Annotated in this window: 2 protein-coding genes and 3 pseudogenes; 3 read left to right on the top strand and 2 right to left on the bottom strand. The window is 68.2% G+C overall.

The features are described 5' to 3' along the window. A pseudogene (locus tag GJ634_RS14865) lies at positions 1–435 on the top strand (IS6 family transposase); the annotation flags it as partial. Positions 436–492: 57 nt separating this feature from the next. Beyond that, positions 493–1253 (top strand): annotated as a pseudogene (locus GJ634_RS17045) (DNA-directed RNA polymerase subunit epsilon). Here the strand turns inward: GJ634_RS17045 and GJ634_RS14855 are convergent. After that, positions 1204–1551, bottom strand: coding sequence for a co-chaperone YbbN (locus tag GJ634_RS14855; RefSeq protein WP_157503613.1), 348 nt, complete (start codon positions 1549–1551; stop codon positions 1204–1206). The pseudogene GJ634_RS17045 and the gene GJ634_RS14855 sit on opposite strands and share 50 nt — an antisense overlap. Positions 1552–1612: 61 nt before the next feature. Beyond that, on the bottom strand, positions 1613–2335 hold the full coding sequence (psmA, locus tag GJ634_RS14850; RefSeq protein ID WP_157503612.1) for an archaeal proteasome endopeptidase complex subunit alpha: 723 nt from the start codon (positions 2333–2335) through the stop codon (positions 1613–1615). Between the two features lie 117 nt (positions 2336–2452). On the opposite strand from psmA, the pseudogene GJ634_RS14845 reads away from it, so the two are divergent. After that, a pseudogene (locus GJ634_RS14845) lies at positions 2453–2636 on the top strand (hydrogenase expression protein); the annotation flags it as partial.

Below are 2636 nucleotides of genomic sequence, written 5' to 3'. Positions count from 1 at the left end.
CTACAGCCCGAGTCTGGACGGACTCCGGATCACGTTGCGGTTGATGAAACCGTGAATCCGACTCAATAACGAGCAGTACTGGCTGTACGCTGCTGTCGATCCAGAAACAAACGAATTACTCCATACAACGCTTGAACCCGACGCGTACGAACATGATTGCTCGCTCGTTTTTCGCGGACCTCCGGGAGAAACACGACGTCGATGAATGCCGTGTTTCCTCCGTCGATGGCGCACCCACACTGAAAGACGCCTGTCAGCGACACGGGCTCCGATTCCGATATGAAAAACATGGGAATCGGAATAGCGTAGAACGTGTCTTTCGAGAGATAAAAACGACGAACCTCCTCGTTCTCAAACTGTTTCAGCAACGCCAAAGCAGATACCGCCGACGATTGGCTCAGATCGTTCAGCTTCGCATGGAATCAGCTAATCTGAACACTACCGGCGCTACCGGCCGAGAGTTTAAACCGCGTGAGGCCGCAGGTACCGGTGATGAGCGCGGACGGCGGCGACCGGATTCGCTGGGAGACACGGGACGAGCGGCGCGTCGAACACCGGCCGGGCTCGGGCGCGCTCTCCCGCGCGGAAGCCCAGCGGGACACCACGGTCCGGAAGTGGGGCGTCGTCTCCCCGAGCGCGACCGTCATCGGGCGCGCCGAGTCCCCGGACGCGGACCTCTCGGAGAGCGTGCGGCGGCTCCACGAGGAGCGCCACACCGCGACCGAGGGGCACAGCCGCCGCACGCACTACCTCGACCGCCTGCGCACGACGCAGGCGCTCTGCAACGCGGTCGGCGTGACGCCGTGGCAGCGCGACGTCGCGCTCGGCGTGATGGGCGAGATCGACCTCACGGAGTTCGGCAGCCAGCGCGCCATCGAGAAGGTCGCGCTCGTGGTCATCCGCCACGTCTCGACGTCGACCGCCGCCGGTACTTCGGGCTGGACGACCTCGACGCGGGCGAGCTCTCGCAGGACCGCATGACCGACCTCTACGAGCGCTACCGCAGCCACGACGTCACCGACGACCCCGCGTTCGCGGAGCTCGCGGAGCGCTACGGCCTCGACACGACGAGCCTGAACCGGCTGCGGCGCGTCCTCAAAGAACAGTTAGACGACGGGCTGCCGGCGTACGGCCGGAACCCGAACCGCGACCCCCACCTCCCGGACGTCACCGAGCGCGACGCCCCCGAGCCGGCCGCGACGACTAGTCGAGGTGGGCGTCGAGGAACGCCTCGATCTCGTCGCCGCCCTTGAAGCCGTCCGCGAGCCGGCCGACTTCTTCGCCTTCTTCCACGAGCACGAGCGTCGGCGCGCTCGTGATGGCCCACTCCTCGACGAGCGAGATGTCGTCGCCGGGGTTGACCATCGCGACCGTGACGCCCGTGGCCTTCGCCACGTTCCCGAGGACCGGCTCGATGGCCTGACAGAGCGAACAGCCCTTCGTGTAGAAGTCCACGAGCACGCGGTCGTGGGCCGCGAGGACGTCGTCGAGCTCGTCGCCGTCGGCGACGCGAATCGGCGTTTCGGCGGACTGGTCGGGTTCGGTGTGCATGCAAGAACGGAGGGTGCGAGCGCGGAAAAGGACTGCTGCGGGGGCGCGGCTCGCCGGGGCGCTATTCGAGGGCTTCGAGGTGTTCGGCGGTCTCCTCGGTCTCGAGCTCGCGGAACAGCTCGGACTCGGCGCTCACGGTAGCGACGCCGACGCCCTCCGGGGAGAGCTCGTCGTCGCGGCCCTCGCTGAGCGCGCGGAGCGCGAGCTCGACGCCCTCGTCGAGCGTGAGGTCGGTCTCGTACTCGTCCTCGAGGAACTCCTGGATCGTCGAGCGGTCGGAGCCGATGGCGACGGCCTTCCACTCGTTGGAGGTGCCGGAGGGGTCGGTCTCGAAGAGGCGGGGCTCGCCGTCCGAGATGCCGGCGATGAGGAGGGCGACGCCGAACGGGCGCGCGCCGCCGACCTGCGTGTACTGCTGGATGTGGTCGGTGACCTCCTTCGTGAGCGTGCGGACGCCGATGGGCTCGTCGTAGCGGACGCGCTCGACCTGGGACTGCTGGCGCGCGAAGTCCACGAGCTTGCGGGCGTCGGCGACGTGACCGGCGCTGGCGGCGCCGACGTGGTCGTCGACCTTGTGGAGCTTCTCGACGCTGGAGCCCTCGAGGAGCGGCGAGCGCGTGCGCTTGTCCACGACGAGGACGACGCCCTCCGCGGTGCGGACGCCGATGCTCGCGGTGCCTCGCTTGACGGCCTCGCGGGCGTACTCCACCTGGTAGAGGCGGCCGTCGGGCGAGAAGATCGTGATACCGCGGTCGTAGGCCTGCTGCTGGTTCTGTCCCTGCATGGTCTTCCTTGACCGCACGTAAGTCGCCCCGACGTAAAGGGCTTTGACTTTCGGCAGGGGGTGCCATCCGGGCGCGGAACCGCCGGGGTACTTGTGGCGGGCAGGCCAACGGCGGGTATGGACTCCGGGAAGGCGAGCCGGCGGTTCTTCGAGGAGCACGTCGCGGGGCGGACGGGCGCGGACCGCGCGGACGTCCGCCTCGGCCCGACGTACGGCGCGGACTTCGGCGTCGTGGACGTGGGGGGCCGCGTGGTCGCGCTGGCGACCGACCCCGTGTTCGTGCTCCGCGACCTCGGCCTCG

The organism is Halobacterium sp. CBA1126, from assembly GCF_009741975.1.
GTDB lineage: Archaea > Halobacteriota > Halobacteria > Halobacteriales > Halobacteriaceae > Halobacterium.
This window is presented reverse-complemented; position numbering and strand designations above follow the sequence as displayed.

What these genes read in the sequence shown, in the direction of transcription:
- psmA (WP_157503612.1), bottom strand. Translation starts at nt 2,335, where the DNA reads ATGCAGGGACAGAACCAGCAGCAGGCCTACGACCGCGGTATCACGATC.
- GJ634_RS14855 (WP_157503613.1), bottom strand. Translation starts at nt 1,551, where the DNA reads ATGCACACCGAACCCGACCAGTCCGCCGAAACGCCGATTCGCGTCGCC.